This window comes from Sporosarcina sp. Y1011 (assembly GCF_057669885.1).
Genome location: NZ_JBYHFP010000001.1, coordinates 155,618 through 175,793, shown reverse-complemented (window position 1 = coordinate 175,793; position 20,176 = coordinate 155,618). Strand labels below are relative to the sequence as shown.

Below are 20,176 nucleotides of genomic sequence, written 5' to 3'. Positions count from 1 at the left end.
TCCCTATCATCTTTTATCAACAACTTTTGAAATACGATCTCCTGCAAATTGAATTAGTTGTACAAAAATTATTAATATCACGACAGTAACAACCATAATCGTATTGTCGTAACGATAATAACCGAATCGAATTGCTAAATCCCCGATTCCTCCACCGCCGACAACGCCTGCCATCGCCGAATAGGCGACTAAACTAATGACTGTCATTGTCACGCCTTGAATAATACTTGTCTTCGCTTCCGGCAGTAGCACATCTTTGATAATCATCCATGGCGTCGCACCAACCGCGATTGCAGCTTCAATGACGCCTTTATCAATTTCACGTAGCGAAGTCTGCACGATTCTAGCAAAAAATGGGATCGCAGCAGCAGATAACGAAACGCTCGCTGCGCCAGGACCAATCGGAGTTCCTACTATTAAAATAGTCAATGGGATCAGCGCGACTAGTAAAATAATGAACGGAACAGAACGAACCATATTGACGATAAAACCGAGAACTGAATTCAATGCCCTGTTCTCTAAAAACAGTCCTTTTTCCGTGGTGAACAATAGGATTCCTAACGGCAATCCAATAACCAGCGCAATGACAAGAGAAATACCTATCATATAAAGCGTCTCACCAAATGCTTTCGTAATATCAGGCATTAACTCTATAACATGTTGAATATCAATTCCCATATTCAATAACCTCCACTTGGGCAGCCCGCGATGACATATAGGCAATGGCCTTTTCTATTTCGTCATCTTTCCCTTTAAGTTCCATTAAAAAAGTACCTAGAGGCATTTCTTGAATATATTCAATCGAGCCATGAAGGAAATTACCTTGTACCCTAAATTGCTGGACCATATCTGAGATAATTCCCTCGCCCGCCACATCCCCTTTAAACATAACTTTAACGAGTTGTCCCGTACACCTACTCAATATTGCTGATGGAACATCAAATGATACGACACTACTGATAAATTCCTTGGTTAATGTTTCTTGAGGGTTTGAAAAGATATCATATACTTGTCCTTCTTCAATCACTTTGCCGTTTTGCATAATCGCCATTCGATCGCAAACTTCCTTCACTACATTCATCTCATGTGTAATAAGAACAATCGTAATACGCAATTCCTTATTGATTTTTTTCAAAAGCCGTAAGATTGATAGCGTTGTATTCGGATCGAGTGCGGAAGTTGCTTCATCACAAAGCAAAACGGATGGGTTATTCGCGAGCGCACGAGCAATGCCCACTCTCTGCTTTTGGCCACCACTTAACTGTGCAGGATAGACGTCACGCTTATCAGAAAGTCCGACCATTTCAAGCAACTCTGTCACCCGTGTATTTATTTTATCGGGAGATGTTTTTGCAGCTCGTAATGCAAATGCAATATTTTCAAATACAGTCTTTTGGCTGATTAAATAAAAGTGCTGAAAAATCATTCCGATTTTCAAACGCGCCAGACGAAGTTTATTTCCTTTTAGATTCATCAGATTTAAACCGTCGACTAAAATTGTTCCACTCGTTGGTTTCTCCAATAAGTTGAGGCATCTGATAAGTGAACTTTTCCCTGCGCCCGAGTAACCGACGATTCCGAAAATTTCTCCTGTGTTAATGTCTAACGACACATTGTCAACGCCGGTAACAACTCTTTCTTTAGTTGTATATACTTTCGACACGTTTTGTATTTGTATCATGAAAATCTCCTCTTTCTCTAAATGGAAGTATGAAATCTCTGGATGCCTGACCATATAAAAATGCTTCTTTCATAATAAGAAAGAAGCACCGAAAAAGGTTTCAGCTCATCTTTCAGAATGAAGTTCACTCTGTAGGAGTTAGCACCTACCTTGCTTTACACAAGGGGTTGCTGGACGTCATCGGGCCTATCCCTCAGTCTCTCTTGATAAGTACCATTATATTATTGTTTTGATAATATACTATTTATATTAATCATTTCTAATTAATTTGTCAACCTATCATCATGCCATCCTTTTCGGAAGTATTGTCAATTAAGCTTCAATCCATGTATACTAACCTTAAAATAATAGTTTTTACTATATAGAAAACGGGGTTATTAAATGGCACTATCAAATCGATTAAAAAACTTACCGCCGCACTTTTTCGCGTCACTTGTACGAAATGTTGAAGAAGCTCTTTCGGAAGGACGAGACGTTATTAACTTGGGGCGTGGTAACCCCGATCAACCTACTCCACCTCACATTGTAAAAGCACTTCAAGAAGCGGTTGAAGATCCAGCAACACATGGGTACTCCCCGTTCAGAGGTACGCCCGAATTAAAACAGGCGGTTGCCGACTTTTATAAGCGAGAATACGATGTTCAAATTGACCCGACAACAGAAGTCGCAATTCTATTCGGTACAAAACCCGGCTTGGTTGAGTTACCGCTTGCCATAATGAACGAAGGTGAATTACTTTTGCTTCCGGATCCTGGATATCCCGATTATTTATCAAGTGTAAGCTTGGCAAACATTAAATATGATTTAATGCCATTGGTAGCTGAGAATGATTTTTTACCTGATTATAATGCCTTAACGGAAGAACAAAAAAAACAAGCAAAATTAATGTATCTGAACTACCCGAATAATCCAACCAGCGCATCTGCCAATATACCTTTTTTCGAAGAAACTGTTGCTTTGGCGAAAGCCAATGATATTGCAATCCTTCACGACTTCGCTTATGGCGGAATTGGTTTTGACGGCGTTAAGCCTGTCAGTTTCCTCCAGGCGGAAGGTGCGAAAGACGTTGGTATTGAAACGTACACGTTGTCAAAGACTTATAACATGGCCGGTTGGCGGGTCGGCTTCGCTATCGGTAATGCCGATATCATAGAAGCAATCAACTTATTACAAGACCATCTATTCATTGATATTTTCCCGGCTGTTCAGCGCGCGGCTGCGGCTGCGTTAACAGGAAGTCAAGATTGTGTAGATGAACTCGTATCCCTCTACGAAGGTCGCAGAAATGTCCTAATTGCCGAATGTAGACGAATCGGTTGGGACGTCGTTGCCCCAACAGCTTCTTTCTTCGCTTGGTTGCCTGTTCCAAAAGGATATACAAGTGAGTCTTTAACCAATTTACTATTGGAAAAAGCGGACATTGCCGTTGCACCCGGACACGCCTTCGGAAAACATGGCGAAGGTTATGTACGCGTAGGCTTATTAGTAGAAGAAGATCGTATAGTTGAAGCTATTGCAAGGATTGAAAAACTCGGTCTATTTTCTTAAGAATTATTGTGCATGTTGCAATATAGAATACTTATAACTTCGCTTGCGCTTAGGAATGGCTTTGGCTGTCCCTGAAAGATGCCTATGCACAGTTTCTACACCGTATTCACTATTTCCACTCATCTAATTACCATAGTAAGGGATCAAAACTTGTGTAGTTTTAATCCCTTACTTTTTTTATGTTGATTCATATTAAAAATTAATGTTATCCGGGTCTGGACCAACTCGATGATTCTCATTCAAACTATCGATGCGTGCCATATCTTCTGCCGTTAACTTGAAATCGAACACGGTAGCGTTTTCGGCAATGCGATGTTCTTTCGTCGATTTCGGAATTGTGATAACGCCATTTTGTAAGTCCCAGCGTAAAATGACTTGGGCTATGGATTTACCATATTTATCGGCAATTTCTTGAAGTTCCGTATTATCGAGCAACCCTCCCTGCATAAGTGGAGACCATGCTTCCAATTGAATATCATGTTGCCGGCAAAATGCATGCAGTTCTTTTTGTGTCAAACGTGGATGATATTCCACTTGGTTTAGCATCGGGTTAATTTCCGCATTCTTCATCAAATCTTCCAGGTGATGAATCTGGAAGTTACTTACACCGATTGCTTTAACCCGACCTTCCTTATAAAGGGTTTCCATTGCGCGCCATGCTTCTTTATATTTACCAGCTACTGGCCAATGAATAAGGTATAAATCCAAATAATCTACACCTAGTTTAGTTAAGCTTTCTTCATAAGCTGCGATTGTCGTTTCGTACCCCAACTCTGAATTCCAGACTTTTGATGTGATGAATAGATCTTCTCTTGCAACTCCAGATTCCGCCATAGCTTGACGAACACCTTGTCCCACGCCGACTTCATTGCGATAAATCGCGGCTGTATCGATACTGCGATAACCATGTGTAATCGCAGTTTTCACTGCATTCACCAGTTCTTGTCCCTCTTTAACTTTAAATACCCCAAGACCCAACCAAGGCATTTTCACGTCATTTTGCAATGTTGTTGTTGATTGTAAGTTTTCCATAACTCAATTCCCTCCAATGTTGTAATTACCACTATATTGCAATCATTTCTCGTCTAAAATTGCTTCCCTATAATAAAGACTACCATAATCCACAGCAGTAATGATTTCCGCGGCATTCTAGAAGTGAGTGACGTTAAAATTGGCGCACCAATCATTACGCCTAGTGCATAGAGCGAAAAAGGTCAGCTCAGCTGTTGTAACCGATATATCGAGATCTTGAGAAATCAGCGGCAATAGCCCCACACTGATAAACTCTGTTGTTCCAATTGCAAATGCACTGACAGCTAAGGCAAGCAGCGCAAACATACTTCTCTTTATCTAAAGTAATTCTTTTCCTTTCCTATCTATTCTCACGTTGTATGATTAAATCGACGGAGAGCTAAAATTTATGATTAAGCCAAGAACACCCGTGACTTCAGTCGTGGGAGGTTCATATCGTGTAACCCACCGCTTATGTTAGTATGATTCACAAGAGTCATATAGAAAAGTACGCACTTTAAAGTGCTGTAGGAACCAATTAGTGATACAGGTACTTTTAGGTTCCTAAAGAGAAGGGTTATAATGACTAAAAAGAAGTATAATATATCTGTGGAAGCGACATTAACAATGATTGGCGGATAGTGGAAATGTGTGATCTTCTGCCATTTAACTCATGGTGAAAAACGAACCAATGAATTGAAACGACTCATGCCTGATATTACGCAAGTAATGTTACGCAACAATTGCGTGAACTGGAAGCGGATGGCGTTATTAACCGGATTGCATACAACCAGGTTCCCCCGAAAGTGGAGTATGAGCTAAGTGAATATAGTTTGGGAGCATTTTGGATGCGCTATGTGCATGGGGGATGTTCATATCACGAAGCTATATGGAGATAAATTTTCTGTCCTAGGTGATAGAGTTTTGAACGATAAACTGAGATAACTGACTGCATAAAAAAAAGAGATTCCATACACACGGAATCTCTATTTCCACTCTTCAGGGAGATTATTTTCGACTGCAATATTTTCATTGTCATAACATCTCTGCCTTCTTTGTAGTGCGTTAAAAATCACCCTTTATGATTTTTTCGAGCTCACCATAGTCCTGATTATAGCGAATCTCTCCTATATTACCCTCCTTGGGTAATACCGCAAGGCCCGTTATCTCGGCTTTCTTTTTGTTGCCGCCCTCTTTTTTATACTTTACATGAACCGTAAAGCCGTAGTCACTGGGCCGATCCTCGCTTTGTTCCACGTCAATCTTGTCGACAGTAATTTGATAGCCTGAGTTATCAGCTGCAACTTGATAATTCAAAGGGTAAATTAGAATGTGTCTATCAAATCCTAATTCAGTGAAATGCGGTCCGTATATCTTATACAGATAGTTGGTGAACTCTGTATCATCCGGCGGTGTATCCGGATTGTTGCGTTGTTTTTTTATCAAATCGTTAAAAATTTTAATAAATTCTTTGTCGGGAGCAGTAAATTCATGGTCAAGTACAGTTTGAATGGCAATCTTATTTTTGTCTTCTGGCCCCGTTCCCGAACATGCTGCAATCAGCAATGAAAAAAGTGCGAGGGAAAGCAATAATCCGATATTCCGATGTTTGTTTCCCTTTTGAGTGGTAGATGGATCCCTCCTAAAGAATTTACGATACATAAAGTCAACTCCCCGTATAATGTATGGTCAATTTATTTCACAAAGATAGTATCTACTCTTTATTAGCCACAGCTTCAAACGTTATTGCCTGTTTTGGGTTCACCGGATACTCCCCAAAATTATAGTCCGAAGAAATTGTAATATTTTCAAAACCTATATCTTCTAAGATTAGCTTGAATTCTTCTATTCCATACCAACGTAAAGGAAATCGTTCAAGTTCGGTTTGTAAAAGCGTACCGTTACGCCATTTCTCATATCGCCCATGCGCTATCGAGTACTGATGGATATAGTCAATTTCCACAGTTTTATTTTCCAATGTGATACTATCACCGTTTGCACATTCCCAAGTTCTAGTCGAGACTTTGCCTATCCTGACTTCGGACTGCATAAATAAATCAACAATTAACCTGCCACCATCTGCAAGATGACGGTAAAAGTTTTTCAATGCTTCGATAGACTCCTCTCTTTTATGCAGTAATAAAAATGTACCCGCAGGGATAATTATGGCATCATATTTTTTATTTAATAAAAATGACTCCATATCTCCTTCGAAAAGGTTAGGGGTTAGACCCCTTTTTTCACAGTTGGTACGACAGATAGTTAACATATCAGCCGAATTGTCAAATCCATCAACCTTAAATCCACTTTCCATAAGTGGTATCAAGATTCGACCTGTACCGGTGGCGGGTTCGAGAATACGCCCTGTGCAAGAATCTAATCTATTTAAATAATATTCCACATCCCCGAATGAATGCCCTACAGGTTTGTCTAAATCATAGACTTCAGAGGATAACTTACTATAATAACTTAACAATTTACTTCTCCTTTCAACTTCCACACTTATTTACCATCAAATACAATTATTTTTAAATACTCCAACTATTAAAATGTATAGATGACGGTATATTTAAGAACCAATCGCCTATAGCATATTAAATTGGTGATTTTTATTTTAACTTAATAAGGAACTTTCATAGGGCAGTGCTGCACTTCACATTTATTCCCTTATAAAACCAAGCTGTACAGAATTTGCAATTTGTTGATAACCAATTTCTTGGTAGATTTTATTCGATGTCTGATTCAATAAATCTGTATAAAGAACGCAGAATTTATATTCTTTAAGAAGTTCTTTTGTTCCAGTAGCAACCATCGTCCGGGCATAGCCTTTTTTCCTCTCTTCCCGAGGTGTAAATACGAGAGACACTGTAACGCCATGATTTGTCGGGCGCGCTTTTTTCATCATTGATACGACTTTCCCGCCATCCTCCCACAAAAATACTTCCTGTTCTTCTACAAATGATGCAACTCGTTTTTTTACATCTGTTTCAGCTAAAGATGGTAATTCTGCATCTTCTTCAAACAAACTGTACCACTTTTCAATTAGCGGACAGTCATCTTTATCTGCAAAACGCCAGGAACCCGTGCTGTGCTTTAATGACTCATTTACTTTATCCAGTCGGTATAATCCTTGATCCATCAACAATTTATGAGTCATACCTATTTTTGCTTCCCATTTCTCTGCAAAAAAGTATGCCCATGGTTTCAAACTAATGATAGAACTAATTTCGATTCCAAGTTCTATTAATTCACTAATTAACAAATCCATACATTCTTCCAACCTGTCTTCAGCGGTAAAAACAAGGTTTAAAGGATGCGGAGGTGTCATTTGAAATAGTGCTAGCACTTCCCCATCCTCTTCAATTGTTGCCATGAAGGGGTTTTCATACCTTCCTGCTTTGATAGCATTCAACACACCTAGAAAAAGACTGTAGACATCTTCCCCTTTAAATAAAGTCGGTTCCGCTTTTAATGCGAATTCATTCACGTCTACAAATTGCTTCAATTCCATTCACACCAACTCCATTCACAGTAATTAGTTTCTTCAAAATCTTATGCTGATTTTACCATAAACGACCAGTATATTGCAGCGTAGTTTGAAATCTGTTGATTAGAGGAAAGCTTTAAAGATTGAGTCTGACCAGTAAAGGGAGATGAAAACCATATCTGACTTTTGTCCAAAAACATTGACGGAGGAGCCAACCCCTAATCAGCTTGTAGATTGTAAGTTATGCGGTTTATATGAACACGGAACACGGATGGTCTGGGGTGAAGGTAATCCGAATGCGCCCATTATGATTATCCTCGATAATCCCGGAGCACGTGAGGACCGTGAAGGTGAGGAATTTCTTTGCGGGACGCGGCAAACTCTACAAGAAGTTGCCAGTGAGGCAGGCTTAAAATTAGATGATTTTTATGTCACTTTTATCTTGAAAAGAAAACCCGTGCGCACTTATGAAAAGGAGGTAACCCGTCAAATCTGTATGCAACATTTAGATCAACAGCTTACAGAAAAGAAACCCAGTCTAATTCTTTGCTTGGGAAATGTGGCGGTCCAATCTTTTTTTCAAAATACCGAAGCTGATGTGAAGTCATTACGGGGTAGTTGGCATGATGTACGAGGATTTCAGACGGCCGCCGCTTACCATCCACTTGCTGTTAGACGTCGACCTAACTTACGTTCATTATTTTTACAGGACTTGAAGTTCGTTGCAGAACGGTATGATGATTTAACTCCGTGAAAGGCACCCATTCAAATTAGAAACTATTCAGGCAGCTCACTATAAAAACAAAAAAGACATGCAACGGTTAAGATGCATGTCCTTTTCTATGTATGATGAGTACTTCTCATTCATATTCACCAAAGCATCGGTTTTTGAACCATAAGCCAAAGCATAATCAGCATAAGACCAATATATATCCAAGAAGTTGTATTCAAACGATTAAGTATTTTATTTTTATCAGCATCGGGATTTTTAAATTTCCGTAAGACAATTGTAAAACCTTTAGCCAGAAAAACTCCAGATAAAAGCATTACTGCAAGCGTCAAAATTACCCAAGATGTATACCATGGCCAAGGTCCAAATATTAATAAGAGGGCACCAGTGTAGACGAGAGAATGTCCTGCATGCATGACGATGCGGATGATGACGTTGATAACGGATAAATAAGTTTCCTCTATTACAGTTTCAACGTCACGCAATCGCTTAATAATCGGCATTAATATAAATAATGGACCTATGGCGAGGACAGCACTGATAACGTGCAGAAAGACAATCGCACCATAGATTCCCGAATTCATTCAGAACGTCATTTCGCCACGGGGCTATATTCATGCACCCATACGCTCATCTTCGGTAACCATGGCATTTTATCATGCATCGCAAGAATGGATTGTTTATATTCCTCCATCGATGTGTAGCCTTCTTGCTTTGCATTTTCGTCCGTCATTTCACCAAGCGTCTGTGAATATATTGCATCTACTTTGAACTCTTTACCTTCGAGTACCATTATTTCACCAAGATCTGCATAAACACCATTACGACGTGTAGCTGTTTTTTCGCCATTTATCACTTTCTCAACATCTTTTGGAATCGTAACAAGCCTCTCGATCGAACATGTTTTTTCAGGAAGTCTAACATTTGATTGTTCACTCATGTAAATCGCCTCATTTCATAAAATAACAACTCCCTCTATCATAACTATTCCAAGCGAAATTAGCGAGACTTCTGGTCACCGATACTAAAATAGAGACAAAATAGGCTCAGTATCCAGGTAACCGGATACTGAGCCTTCACTTATCAGTAATTAAATCTGTTTCAACAAATTCGCCATCTCAATTGCAGAATTCCCTGAATCCCATCCTTTATTTCCAGCTTTCGTTCCTGCCCGTTCAATTGCTTGTTCAATTGTATCCGTCGTCAAGACACCGAAGATGACCGGGATGCCTTCCTGCAGATTGATGGCTGCGACTCCTTTAGCAACTTCATTACAAACAAAGTCGAAATGCGGCGTTGATCCGCGTATGACTGTGCCAAGTGTGATAACAGCATCGTACTTGCCGGAAGCAGCCATTTTCTTCGCGATTAGTGGGATTTCATAAGCACCCGGTACCCACGCAACAGAAATATCACTTTCATCCACTCCGTGACGATGCAATGCATCTTCCGCTCCACTCAATAATTTACCAGTGATGAAATCATTGAATCTAGCAACGACGATACCTATTTTAAGCCCTGTTCCAATTAAATGTCCTTCATAAATTGTTCCCATTATTATTTCCCCCTCAACTATTTAGTATATGGCCCATTTTACTTTTCTTTGTGTCCATATACGCTTTATTTGATTCTTTTACTGGCATTTCGATTTGAATACGCTCCGTTACTTCCAACCCATGACCACCCAGACCGGCGATTTTACGCGGGTTGTTCGTCAAAAGATGAATGGTTGTTAAACCGAGTTCCCGTAGGATTTGTGCGCCGATTCCGTAATCTCGAAGGTCATCAGGGAATCCTAATTTTTCATTAGCCTCAACTGTGTCGTATCCTTCTTCTTGTAGCTTGTATGCTTTCATTTTATTGACAAGACCGATGCCCCGCCCTTCCTGACGCATATACAGCAGGACGCCTCTTCCGGTTTTTTCAATCTGCGTGAGTGCTGCCTGAAGTTGAGGGCCGCAATCACATCGGCATGAGCCAAAGACATCGCCTGTCAAACATTCCGAATGAACGCGGACCAGTACATTTTCAGCATTTTCAATATCACCCTTTATCAAAGCAATATGTTCATGTCCGGTTTCTGTTTCTTTAAAAGCGACTGCTTTGAAATCACCATAATCCGTCGGCAAATCAATATCCACGATACGCTCGACAAGTTTTTCAGTTTTCCGGCGATAAGCAATCAATTCCTGAATCGTTAAAATTACAAGGTCATATTTATCCGCGATTTCTTTTAGCTGTGGTCCTCTAGCCATCGTTCCATCGACATTCATAATTTCAACTATCACGCCCACCGGCTCTGACCCAGCAAGCTTCGCAAGGTCGACCGCAGCTTCTGTATGACCTGACCTCTTTAAGACACCGCCAGCCTTCGCAATCAATGGGAAAATATGACCGGGTCTTGTGAAATCAGTCGGTCTGGCTTCACTCCCTAGCATCTTCAACACGGTTTCTGATCGTTCAAATGCAGAAATGCCAGTGTGACACTGCGCGTGATCGATACTTATCGTGAAAGCTGTTCCGTTTACATCGGTATTATTATTTGTCATAAGTCCAAGATCAAGCTGTTGGGATTTCTCTTCATCTATCGGCACGCAAATCAATCCACGACCTTCAGTCGCCATGAAATTAATCATTTCCGGCGTTGCAAATTCACCAAGCGCAACAAAGTCCCCTTCATTTTCGCGATCCTCGTCGTCAACAACAATTATCGCTTTTCCTTTTTTCAGATCTTCGATTGCTTTTTCTACGGTAGTGTACATCTTTTTTCCTCCTTAACTGAGGAATCCGCTTGCGACAAGTGTATCCATTGTTAAACCGCCAGTTGATTTCTCTTTGTTAGTAGTAGTCATAAGCCGTTCAATATATTTTGCAAGCATGTCACATTCTACGTTCACTTTATCCCCTGGTCTTTTCCGACCGATGATTGAGTCATCTTGTGTAACCGGAATTAGTGAGATGATAAAACTTCCTTCTGTCACACCAAAGACAGTAAGCGAAGTCCCATCCACTGTTACTGAACCTTTCGGGATGAAATATTTCAACAATTGAGGCGCGATACTGATTTCAACATAAATGGCATTTTCTTTTTGTCTTACTGACACGACTTCTCCGGTGCCATCAACATGTCCGCTGACGATATGACCACCGAATCGACCATCTGCCGCCATTGCACGCTCAAGATTGACGGGACTCCCCGTTCGCAATGCATGAAGCGTTGTCGCCTTGACTGTTTCAGGCATGACGTCGGCAGAAAAATGATTACTTGAGAAGTCAGATACTGTCAAACAGACACCGTTCACTGACAAACTGTCACCTTTTTTAACATCGCTCAGCACTTTAGCGCAACGAATTGATAGTTGCATTGAATTCGATCCTGGTCTGACCGCTGAAACTGTTCCTATTTCTTCGATAATTCCAGTAAACAATTATAGTCAATCCTCCTTCAGGAACTTGTCGTTCAATCGGATATCGTCTCCGATTTGTTGCACATCTAAAAAACGGAGTGATTCTCATCCGCTATCCAGTTCTGCGTGTCGTCCACAAAAATAGATGCCTATTGCCAGTCAATTTCGGTGCCAGTTACAAATACAGTTCATCCGCCAAGTCTTCAGTGATGCAACTGCAAAGGAAACGGATGTCGCCTTCGACAAACAACTTCATGCTTATAATCTTTACATGACGATTTAAAATTACATTCAAAAAAGGTACATTTTCCGAAATCCTTTCAATTGAATCGAGAGGATGTTCGAAAAAGCAGGTTCCGACTCAGGTGAATCGAGTGTGAAAAAAATGTTTCTGTAGCGCAGTCAGTTACGACATTAGCTGTTTTGGGCGTCCTGAGATACCGTTCTAAAATAGTTCGAATTGGATTCTTTCCACCATGGGGCAAACGGGTGGTGAGGAAAGGGTTATTGTGAAGTACGGTTTGTACGCCAACCAAAATAGCATCATGGATATTGCGGAGGTGATGGATAATAAGTAATCCATTTGCTGTCCCCATTTTGCGTTGAAAGTCTACCGTCAAGAGTTGCGGCGGCTTTCAAGGTGTCGTATGGTGTCCCGTATTTGCTAAAATACAAAAATGCTTGTTTTGACTGCTCTGCCTCTTGTTGTAAAATGCCGGAGATGACATCGATTCTCGCTACTTTAAGAAGCCCGACTCCTGTTCCATTGACGGAAGGATTCGGATGGAAAGACGCAACAAAGAAACGTTGAATTCCTGACGACCTAAGTAGTTCTGTACACGAAAGTGTTTTCCAACTATGGAAAAACTGTTCTAGTGCCAAGTATAGATCTGCACCAACAGAATTCAAACCTGTCATCGTCAGTGCCTGCACTTCTGTATAAGGTCTAGCTCGCAAATGTGCACCGGTCCCTAATATCCGACCGTCTTTCGCACAAACAGCACCGACGAGTAGATTCGGCGAGGCTTGTCCCTGTGCAGTTCGCACCAGTTCAAGAGCAACTCTCATATAATGTTGAGGTTTCATTTGCATTCCCCCTTTCACTATTTGAAAGGGCAGAGCTTGCAAGCATAGTACGTATAGCCAAAACACTTCTCCCATCCAGACTGTAACTGTCGGTGCCGGAATTTCACCAGCTCCACCGCCTTCCAAACGAAGAAGGACGGGTCACGGACTTACGAGCTATGCTCGATCACCGTCGGTAAGGAATTTCACCTTGCCCCGAAGAGTTTGTTTATACGTACCGATTTAAAGTTAACATACTTTTATAAAAAAAACAAAAAAACTCAGTTCGTTTCAAAACGGAACTGAGTCTCAGTCATCATTGTCCTTATTCTTTTAAGTCTCCAATCGAATCGATATCAATGTATTACGGAACAACTAGACCAAATTTTGAAACCTTCCTACTTACGCCAAGTTCTTCAAATTTACCAACGGACTTCCAGGATATGCGTTGAAGTTTAATGCTATCTAAGCTTCGAGTGGTGCCTCTGGACTAAAGTCAGCACCCCCTGTTGTGAATGAAGATTTTATTTTACCACTTTCGCTTTCAATTCAATTTCAACATTTCCTTTTATCGCCCGGCTAATCATACAGGATGTTTCTGCCTTTTCCGCAAGTTTATAAGCAAGTGCTTCATCCTTTTCAGTCGCATCCAGTTTCAAAACGATTTGGGGTTTATGTATAATCTTTTTGTATGTAATGACACCGTTTGTTACATCGACAATCCCCACAGACTCCATTGTCAACGCTTCCTTTTCAAGCTTACTGCGTTCCATCATCGCAGCGAGCGTAATAATATAGCATGTCGCGGCTGCTCCTAATAACATTTCATCAGGGTTTGTACCTACTCCTGGACCATCCATTTCAGGAGGTATTGACACTGTTGTCTTCAAATTCCCCGTGTCAATCGTTCCGATATCATTTCGTAAACCTGGCCAATCCGCTTTCAAATAAAAGTGATGTTCTGCCATCGTGTATGCCCCCCTTATATTTTGTTGCTGTAATCATCTGTACAATTCTATTTTACACTTCAGTCTCAATTCGTAGTATTAAATTGATTGGCATTTTCCAATAGCTTATCTGAAAGTAAGGATAGCTCTGCTCCCGTTTTCTCAACTTCTTGCATCGCTTCGACTTGCTCCTGAAACGCCTGTATCATTAGCACTGCATTACTCTTATTTTTCTTTGAAACATTTCCCACTTGTTGCGTAGATTGTTCCAACAAGGGTAGGCCGCTTTCCAATAAGTCTAATTGTTCTTTCATAATGAACAACTTTTGATCCAATAGTCGAATATGATTTGTAGCTTCTTTAAAATTCTCACTATTTTCATAAGTCATGCTCTCAAAAGCCGTCGCTTTCTGTTTCATTTTTTCTATGTAAGCAGTAGAATTATCAACAGATTGTTCCATTTCAGAAATCGTTCCTTTTATTTCTTCTGTTGCATTGGCAGATTGCTCCGCTAAACGTTGTACCTCGTTCGCTACTACTATGAAACCTGCTCCTGCATTTCCAGCTCTTGATGCTTCAATTTTCGCATTTAATGCAAGCATGCGTGTTTGGTTCGTAATTTTGTCAATTGTCGTAACAACTTGTGATACAGACAAGAACTTTTTTTGTAAAGCATCAATCGTTTGAATGACGCTTTTCATACTATCAAAGAAGGTATGCATACTATTAGCAGCTTCGATTGTCGAATCCTCTCCAGCTTTTACGACTTGCTCCGTAACTGTTGCCACTTGAAATACTTCGTCCATTTTATTGAACATTACACCCATTTGCATTTTCATATGCTGAAAAGCTTGTTGCTGAGATACTGAAACTGAAACTGTCTCCGATGCAATCTTCTCTAACTCCGAAACTTGAACTTTTAAATAATCGTTTTTCGTTAGAAGTGTATTTGAATTCTCATTTAAGTGACTCCCGGTCTGCGCTAATTGTGTACTGGTGTTTTTAATTTCCACTAGCATCTGAGACATATTGTTGATCATCATCTGGAAACTTTTTATAAGGGAATGAAATTCGGGTGTAGTTGATTGAATCGATAGGTTGACACTTAAGTCTCCCTCTCTGACCATTTGCATTTTTTGTTGTAATACAGTTATTGGTTTCGTCATTCGGTGAATCGTTGGTGTAATGACTAGTAATGCAATAATTAATGCAAGTAGGATTGACACATAAATTACCTTACTCATTTCTCTCGTATCAGATAAGTAATCGCTGTCTGGAACGACAATAACATATTCTCCGCCTAATTCTTGAATACGGAAAAAGCTAATGGTATATGGATTCCCCTGAATTGTTTCATGTAAAATACCTTTTCCTTCTTTACTAATTTTTTCTGCGATTTGATTAGACAACTTCAGAGTTGAATTTCCATTAACAGCAAAAGGTATCAGTTGATCATCCTTACCGTAAAATATAGTTGGATTATAACCATCTTGCGTTAGTGAAACATGTTGCCTTTTTATGACTCCCTCAAGCTCTTTCATAAAGTTTTCTTGATTACCTACATGCACTAACATCAATGTTTTCGCCATATCGTTGACAATTGTCACTTCTCGTTCCAAGTGTGAAGATACAAGATTAATCGTGCTGGTTTTCATTTTTTCATATGCTGTCAACCCTATCGTAATGGTAGATACTAGTAAGATAGCTAAAATTACAACTAGAAGTCGCAATTTAAATGAGATGGTTGTTAGCCTTAATGAAAAGACTTTCCTTTTCACTTTTTTAAAAAGGGACGAGCCCATTTTAAAAAATTTAATTCTTTTACTCCAAACAGCCTTTTCTTGTACCATTCGCCTCATCTCAACAAGCACCTCACAGGAATTTATACTCAATTTTCTCACAAGCATGTAAAAACCCTGTAAAAGTTGTGTAAAGTTTCTGTAATTTTTGAAGGATTTACGTTAATGATGATAAATAGTTCACTGAAAAGATTACGTATTGAAGATTTATCTGTTGATTACTTGCATGGAACATCAGGGCTTTAAAACCACCTTTTTCACTGGACTATTCTCTGCCCGCTTTCGGCAAATTATAACGACACTTTTACTTAGGGGCGAGTGTGGCATCCCGTTGTGACTAATTGCCTGCCGCGTTCCTTGGGAGAGCGACGGATGAACAAACTTCATTAGATTACCGAAAAAGTAAGTAGGGGATGCGAATTTGTCGCATCCCCTACTTACTTAGACCTCTCGATAAGCGTATAAAACTTGTTCAATTCAAAGCGAACCAAAAGCACATATACAAGTAGTACCTAGTGTGTGATCAAGTTATTTACTGGTTTTCATTAGTTCATCGTCAGATGCGTATTTTTACATAGTAAAAAAACCCTTTATTCAGCGAACACTTGACGCCACTCATCTTTTTTCTCAAGCATTTCTTTCGCCAATCCTTTTGCCCCTTCCAGGCTATGGCTTGCAGCCCAACCACACTGCACTTCATTGCAAGCTGGAACCTCTGTTGCTGTGAGTACATCTTCCAACGTCTTTTCTAACACAATTAGAATATCGTCAAAATCATCATGATTAATAACGGATAAGTAAAAACCTGTTTGGCAACCCATGGGACTTAGGTCGACAACATTATCCGAATGGTTTCGAATATTTTCAGCCATTATATGTTCAATAGAATGAAGGGCATCCATTTTCATATGCTCTTTGTTCGGTTGTTTGAAACGAATATCGTATTTATACACTTCATCACCATGGGTCCCTTGCTTAACACCTGCTAATCGCACGTACGGTGCCGCAACTTTTGTATGATCTAAGTTAAAACTTTCAACATTCATTTTCATTTTTATCTCCCTCTCATTATCTATTGAATTCCTATCTGTTTACCACAAGATATAAATGTTATTACTATTTATATCATAAAAAGGATTTATTAGCTATCAGAATAGTTGAAATAACACAATACTTCTTGGGGGGAAATAAATCATGTAAAGTCATTTTCCCCCTTGATTAATTTGCAAATAAAAACAAGCCCCCTTAACATCGTCAGGGAGGCCTACTCTTACTTATTACATAACTTCAATTGAATGTTCTTCGTGCTCATGTAATTCATTATCGTCTTCTACATGAATTTGTATTTTATGTGAGCCTGATTCTGTGAATTTGTAAGTTATTGAATACTCGCCGGCAACTTTTTCTTCCGCATCTATCCAATCATGTTTGTCAGGATTAGCGTCATCCCAGATTTCAAAACGTACACGCGCTTTTTCAAATGGCTCTCCATCAAATTGCAAGTTCACGATGAATTCATTATCCTCGCCCGACTTTATATTTTCACGTTCCATAAAGTCCATCGAAAATCCGTCTGCGTGGTGATTTTCAACTTCTCCTTCAGCTGCCTTTTCATAATGCCCGCCGTCACCAACTGTAACTTCTTTCACGGGCATTGTGTGCAAGCCTCTCGCTGTTACATGGACTTGAATATGGAACAGTCCATCATGATTAAATGTTTTTTCTGCTGAGTATATTCCATTCTCGTCGTTTGTTGATTCAACTTTTTCACTAGCGTCTTTTTTACCTTCTTCCCAGATTTCGAATACAACTTCATCTGCATCATCTATTTTGTCTTCACCCTGTGTAACGACAGCAGACATTTCTACAGTTCCATTCACTTCAACCTCTTCTGTAACAGTAAGGTCTACTTTAAGTGGTAGTGCTATTCCTGCTGCGTCTTTTTTCACAGCATCCTCTTTACCGCATGCTGCCATTGTTAGTAACACAAGTACAGCCAATACCACTCCAATTTTTCTCTTCATTGAAATCCCCCCGTTGTCTTTTTACTTATCGTAGTTCGCTATGTTAGTAAATGATTAGTTAGAACTTATTGTGAGATAATACGTTTCACAGGTTTTTCATATCTATTGGAAATAATGATTATATTGAAATAAGGTCCTATCTTGAATTCACCCACCATTATAATTATAGCGATGAACAGCAAATGAGGGAACTGATTCGCATGTTTATAGAAAAGAAGATGAATGGGGTAAATTCAAGGACTTAAATTTGGCAGTGACAACTCTATCGAAAAGCTCTTTTTACCTAGTGAGCTTTTCGCACGGGTCCAAACTGTTTTTGTTAAATTGAATTTCCAAAAACACCTCCTGATATTAGAATCAGGAGGTGTTTCGTTGTTAGTATTTTTTTCGAGAGCGACTCTTTACAATACTAATAATAGCAGGCAAAACTGATATAAAAATAATTAATAATATAACAGTAGAAAAGTTTTCTTTAATAATAGGTATATTACCGAAGAAGTAGCCTGCCATTGTACATATCCCTACCCATAACGCTGCGCCTATAATATTGTAAATTAAGAAATAACGGTAGTTCATCCTGCTAGCACCTGCTACAAAAGGAACGAACGTACGAACAAAAGGCATAAAACGTGCGATTACAATTGTTTTTCCACCGTGCCTATTAAAGAAATTCTCAGCTTTATTCATCTTATCCTGATTAATTAATTTCCCCATAAAACTGCCCGGCTTAATTGTCATTCCAACTTTCATACCTATGTGATAATTCACTGTGTCGCCAATGACTGCCGCTATAAAGAAGCCACTGAGTAGAACGACGATATTGAATGCTTCCATCGCTGCAAGCGCACCGCTTGCAAACAGTAATGAATCACCTGGCAAAAAAGGGAAAATCACAAGACCTGTTTCAACAAACACGATTAAAAATACAATTGCATAAGACCAAACGCCGAAGTTCTGAATAATTTCAACCAAGTGCTGGTCTATATGCAATATGAAGTTGATTAGATTTTGAATTATAGTCATTCACAAACTCGCTTTCAAATTTATTTATCAGATAAACTGATGGGCACAACCTCATTCATCATACTTCTTTCAACTGAAATTGTCACGAAGTGTAATAGAATTAGATCTTATGGTACAAGCTAATTTAAACAATAACCCAATTTACTTTTATCATCATTTGAATACAATTCTGTTACAATATGCTTAGATATTACATATTATGTTCAAACTAAAGCTTGGAGGCATCACAATGAATGACAAAGACACACAAAGCGTTTCAACTCTTACATATATTATAGTCGAACGTATTATGGGTTGGTACGACCAAAAAACAAGTCGTACTGTTCACCAAATCCATTTATATAATGATACGATTTCAACAGCACAACACACTTTTAAATTAGACCATGTACATGACATGTCATACAAACCCTTTTCCAGTGGAAACGGTTTTTTCTATTTACACACAACACAAGGTGTCTTTTCCTATGAAGTCGATACAAATCCGACTCACTTCATTCTGACGTATAAAAATTTACGGAGGTAATCATTCCCTTTTTAAAAATTTTGTTTAGTTTCCCCCTGTTGAAGGTATATAAAGATAGAGATAAAAAAATGGAGGGATTTTATAATGACTATTAAAAAAACTGTTGAAAACGCCATTCAGGCAAAGAAAGAAATCGATGAGTTGGTTACACAAGGATATACACATGATGATATTTATATTTTCGCACATGACAAAAAAAGAAGCGACCACATTACTGATGCACTCGATACAGAAACCGTCGGTATGAAAGAACAAGGTTTCTTGGATAGCATGAAGAATATGTTCTCTTCCCGTGGCGATGAACTTCGCAGCAAAATGGAAGGTGCAGGTCTTACAAAAGAACAAGCTGCTTCTGCCGAAGAAGAACTTGATCAAGGTAAACTAATCCTTATTGCAAAGAAATAATTAAAGAAATATCCAATCTCAATTCCCTTCGTTGGGGATTGAGATTTTTTCATAGCTTAGAAAATGATTTAGCCTTACAATGCTTTTATTGGCATTTGAGCCCCATTATTCGATATGATGTTTAATGAAAGCGGGTGCGGTTTATGTTGAATAAGTTGTGGAAGATTGGTTTTTTTACTGGACTTACGAGTTTTGTCCTTCTTATATTAGGTGTACGTACTATCCTAGGCCAAACACTTGTCTTTACGAACTACTTAACGTTCGGTATTTTTGGGTTAATCATTGGTACATTTTCTTTTTTACTATTATTTTACCATTTGAAGATAGCTTTTAGGATATTTATGGTTGCTGTTGTAATCGGTTTTGTAGAGTTTTTCCGTAGTTTACTAATAAACCCCAATAATATGGGTGACGCACTTGGAATTCTGTCTTTATTCATCATTTCTTCCTTCGGTTTGGGACTAGCCTTTATCGTACAGTTTATCGTGATTTTAATGCGTAAAAATAAATAATCAATTTCATA

23 protein-coding genes, 2 pseudogenes and 2 riboswitches are annotated in these 20,176 nt (G+C 39.2%); of the genes and pseudogenes, 6 read left to right on the top strand and 19 right to left on the bottom strand.

From position 1 onward, the window contains the following. Window positions 1–6: 6 nt before the first annotated feature. Both AC25Y5_RS00915 and AC25Y5_RS00910 read right to left on the bottom strand, forming a co-directional pair. Window positions 7–678, bottom strand: coding sequence for a methionine ABC transporter permease (locus tag AC25Y5_RS00915; protein WP_488138674.1), 672 nt, complete (start codon window positions 676–678; stop codon window positions 7–9). After that, window positions 668–1,681, bottom strand: a complete 1,014-nt coding sequence (locus AC25Y5_RS00910) for a methionine ABC transporter ATP-binding protein (RefSeq protein ID WP_488138673.1) — start codon at window positions 1,679–1,681, stop codon at window positions 668–670. Before AC25Y5_RS00910 ends, AC25Y5_RS00915 begins: the two co-directional genes overlap by 11 nt. Window positions 1,682–1,783: 102 nt before the next feature. After that, window positions 1,784–1,894: riboswitch (SAM riboswitch) on the bottom strand. A gap of 168 nt (window positions 1,895–2,062) precedes the next feature. On the opposite strand from AC25Y5_RS00910, the gene AC25Y5_RS00905 reads away from it, so the two are divergent. After that, on the top strand, window positions 2,063–3,229 hold the full coding sequence (locus tag AC25Y5_RS00905) for an aminotransferase class I/II-fold pyridoxal phosphate-dependent enzyme (RefSeq protein ID WP_488138672.1): 1,167 nt from the start codon (window positions 2,063–2,065) through the stop codon (window positions 3,227–3,229). Between the two features lie 192 nt (window positions 3,230–3,421). Here AC25Y5_RS00905 and AC25Y5_RS00900 read toward each other — a convergent pair whose 3' ends face one another. Continuing rightward, window positions 3,422–4,261 (bottom strand): aldo/keto reductase, encoded by an 840-nt coding sequence (locus AC25Y5_RS00900; protein ID WP_488138671.1) that lies wholly within the window; start codon window positions 4,259–4,261, stop codon window positions 3,422–3,424. Between the two features lie 65 nt (window positions 4,262–4,326). After that, a pseudogene (locus AC25Y5_RS00895) lies at window positions 4,327–4,567 on the bottom strand (MFS transporter); the annotation flags it as partial. A gap of 255 nt (window positions 4,568–4,822) precedes the next feature. On the opposite strand from AC25Y5_RS00895, the pseudogene AC25Y5_RS00890 reads away from it, so the two are divergent. Further along, a pseudogene (locus tag AC25Y5_RS00890) lies at window positions 4,823–5,185 on the top strand (winged helix-turn-helix transcriptional regulator). A 120-nt stretch (window positions 5,186–5,305) separates the two neighbouring features. Here AC25Y5_RS00890 and AC25Y5_RS00885 read toward each other — a convergent pair. The 3 genes from AC25Y5_RS00885 to AC25Y5_RS00875 form a co-directional block, all read right to left on the bottom strand. Next, entirely contained in the window at window positions 5,306–5,902 is a 597-nt protein-coding gene (locus AC25Y5_RS00885) for a hypothetical protein (protein WP_488138670.1), read from the bottom strand. A 52-nt stretch (window positions 5,903–5,954) separates the two neighbouring features. Further along, a complete protein-coding gene (locus AC25Y5_RS00880) occupies window positions 5,955–6,716 on the bottom strand; it encodes a class I SAM-dependent methyltransferase (protein ID WP_488138669.1) in 762 nt (253 codons plus the stop codon). Window positions 6,717–6,899: 183 nt separating this feature from the next. After that, window positions 6,900–7,751 (bottom strand): GNAT family N-acetyltransferase, encoded by an 852-nt coding sequence (locus AC25Y5_RS00875; RefSeq protein ID WP_488138668.1) that lies wholly within the window; start codon window positions 7,749–7,751, stop codon window positions 6,900–6,902. 142 nt (window positions 7,752–7,893) lie between these two features. Between AC25Y5_RS00875 and AC25Y5_RS00870 the strand changes: the two genes are divergently transcribed. After that, the gene (locus AC25Y5_RS00870; RefSeq protein ID WP_488138667.1) at window positions 7,894–8,481 is read left to right on the top strand and encodes a uracil-DNA glycosylase; all 588 of its coding nucleotides are present in this window, start codon (window positions 7,894–7,896) and stop codon (window positions 8,479–8,481) included. 116 nt (window positions 8,482–8,597) lie between these two features. Here the strand turns inward: AC25Y5_RS00870 and AC25Y5_RS00865 are convergent, their stop codons facing one another. The 12 genes from AC25Y5_RS00865 to AC25Y5_RS00810 form a co-directional block, all read right to left on the bottom strand. Next, the gene (locus AC25Y5_RS00865; protein WP_488138666.1) at window positions 8,598–9,041 is read right to left on the bottom strand and encodes a DUF2269 family protein; all 444 of its coding nucleotides are present in this window, start codon (window positions 9,039–9,041) and stop codon (window positions 8,598–8,600) included. An 8-nt stretch (window positions 9,042–9,049) separates the two neighbouring features. Next, window positions 9,050–9,397, bottom strand: a complete 348-nt coding sequence (locus AC25Y5_RS00860) for an ASCH domain-containing protein (protein ID WP_488138665.1) — start codon at window positions 9,395–9,397, stop codon at window positions 9,050–9,052. Window positions 9,398–9,547: 150 nt separating this feature from the next. After that, on the bottom strand, window positions 9,548–10,012 hold the full coding sequence (ribH, locus tag AC25Y5_RS00855; protein ID WP_488138664.1) for a 6,7-dimethyl-8-ribityllumazine synthase: 465 nt from the start codon (window positions 10,010–10,012) through the stop codon (window positions 9,548–9,550). 13 nt (window positions 10,013–10,025) lie between these two features. Further along, the gene (locus AC25Y5_RS00850) at window positions 10,026–11,219 is read right to left on the bottom strand and encodes a bifunctional 3,4-dihydroxy-2-butanone-4-phosphate synthase/GTP cyclohydrolase II (protein WP_488138663.1); all 1,194 of its coding nucleotides are present in this window, start codon (window positions 11,217–11,219) and stop codon (window positions 10,026–10,028) included. Window positions 11,220–11,231: 12 nt separating this feature from the next. Beyond that, on the bottom strand, window positions 11,232–11,885 hold the full coding sequence (gene ribE, locus AC25Y5_RS00845; RefSeq protein ID WP_488138662.1) for a riboflavin synthase: 654 nt from the start codon (window positions 11,883–11,885) through the stop codon (window positions 11,232–11,234). Between the two features lie 299 nt (window positions 11,886–12,184). Continuing rightward, a complete protein-coding gene (locus tag AC25Y5_RS00840) occupies window positions 12,185–12,460 on the bottom strand; it encodes a RibD family protein (protein WP_488138661.1) in 276 nt (91 codons plus the stop codon). Next, window positions 12,408–12,950 carry a bifunctional diaminohydroxyphosphoribosylaminopyrimidine deaminase/5-amino-6-(5-phosphoribosylamino)uracil reductase RibD gene (locus tag AC25Y5_RS00835; protein ID WP_488138660.1) on the bottom strand — a complete coding sequence of 181 codons (543 nt, stop codon included), beginning with the start codon at window positions 12,948–12,950 and terminating at the stop codon, window positions 12,408–12,410. The genes AC25Y5_RS00840 and AC25Y5_RS00835 overlap by 53 nt, the downstream gene beginning before the upstream one ends. 59 nt (window positions 12,951–13,009) lie before the next feature. Continuing rightward, window positions 13,010–13,157: riboswitch (FMN riboswitch) on the bottom strand. 296 nt (window positions 13,158–13,453) lie between these two features. After that, complete coding sequence (locus AC25Y5_RS00830; RefSeq protein ID WP_488138659.1) at window positions 13,454–13,897, bottom strand: OsmC family protein; 444 nt, start codon at window positions 13,895–13,897, stop codon at window positions 13,454–13,456. Between the two features lie 65 nt (window positions 13,898–13,962). Further along, the gene (locus AC25Y5_RS00825) at window positions 13,963–15,726 is read right to left on the bottom strand and encodes a methyl-accepting chemotaxis protein (RefSeq protein ID WP_488138658.1); all 1,764 of its coding nucleotides are present in this window, start codon (window positions 15,724–15,726) and stop codon (window positions 13,963–13,965) included. A gap of 539 nt (window positions 15,727–16,265) precedes the next feature. Further along, window positions 16,266–16,727, bottom strand: coding sequence for an S-ribosylhomocysteine lyase (locus AC25Y5_RS00820; RefSeq protein WP_488138657.1), 462 nt, complete (start codon window positions 16,725–16,727; stop codon window positions 16,266–16,268). Between the two features lie 225 nt (window positions 16,728–16,952). Next, window positions 16,953–17,699 carry a FixH family protein gene (locus tag AC25Y5_RS00815; protein ID WP_488138656.1) on the bottom strand — a complete coding sequence of 249 codons (747 nt, stop codon included), beginning with the start codon at window positions 17,697–17,699 and terminating at the stop codon, window positions 16,953–16,955. A gap of 375 nt (window positions 17,700–18,074) precedes the next feature. Beyond that, complete coding sequence (locus AC25Y5_RS00810) at window positions 18,075–18,722, bottom strand: DedA family protein (protein ID WP_488138655.1); 648 nt, start codon at window positions 18,720–18,722, stop codon at window positions 18,075–18,077. Between the two features lie 229 nt (window positions 18,723–18,951). Between AC25Y5_RS00810 and AC25Y5_RS00805 the strand changes: the two genes are divergently transcribed. The 3 genes from AC25Y5_RS00805 (at window position 18,952) to AC25Y5_RS00795 (ending at window position 20,165) form a co-directional block, all read left to right on the top strand. Next, on the top strand, window positions 18,952–19,248 hold the full coding sequence (locus AC25Y5_RS00805; RefSeq protein WP_482099912.1) for a hypothetical protein: 297 nt from the start codon (window positions 18,952–18,954) through the stop codon (window positions 19,246–19,248). An 84-nt stretch (window positions 19,249–19,332) separates the two neighbouring features. Continuing rightward, complete coding sequence (locus AC25Y5_RS00800; protein WP_482105126.1) at window positions 19,333–19,653, top strand: YflT domain-containing protein; 321 nt, start codon at window positions 19,333–19,335, stop codon at window positions 19,651–19,653. 143 nt (window positions 19,654–19,796) lie between these two features. Next, window positions 19,797–20,165, top strand: coding sequence for a hypothetical protein (locus AC25Y5_RS00795; RefSeq protein ID WP_488138654.1), 369 nt, complete (start codon window positions 19,797–19,799; stop codon window positions 20,163–20,165). Window positions 20,166–20,176: the final 11 nt, after the last annotated feature.